Annotated in this window: 1 protein-coding gene; it reads left to right on the top strand. The window is 42.4% G+C overall.

Annotated elements, in window-relative coordinates; all coding sequences use genetic code 11:
- Nucleotides 1-429: pyridoxal-dependent decarboxylase (locus EVJ34_RS15460; RefSeq protein WP_131486165.1), on the top strand; the 429-nt coding region annotated here is incomplete at both ends.

A 429-nucleotide genomic window follows, 5' to 3' on the forward strand; every position in this document is an offset into this window, starting at 1 on the left:
GTTCGTACTGATAATAATAATCGTCTTTGTCCCGATGATCTGCAGTTGAAGATTAACCAACTCAAATCACAAAATATTCATCCCTTTGCCGTTGTCGGTGTTGCAGGTACAACTGAAACGGGAAATGTCGACCCACTAAGAACCATCGGTGAAATTTGCCAAAAAGAGCAATATCATTTTCATGTCGATGCCGCTTGGGGTGGTGCCACCTTAATGTCGAGTACCTATCGCCACTTGTTGGATGGTATTGAACTGGCCGATTCTGTAACCATTGATGCCCATAAGCAAATGTATATCCCAATGGGTGCCGGAATGGTGTTATTTAAAGACCCTCATGCAATGAATGCGATAGAACATCATGCGCAATATATTTTACGCAAAGGTTCTAAAGATTTAGGCAGTCATACCTTAGAAGGATCTCGTTCTGGG

This window comes from Exiguobacterium sp. SL-9, assembly GCF_004336985.1.
In the GTDB taxonomy this organism is placed as follows: domain Bacteria; phylum Bacillota; class Bacilli; order Exiguobacteriales; family Exiguobacteriaceae; genus Exiguobacterium.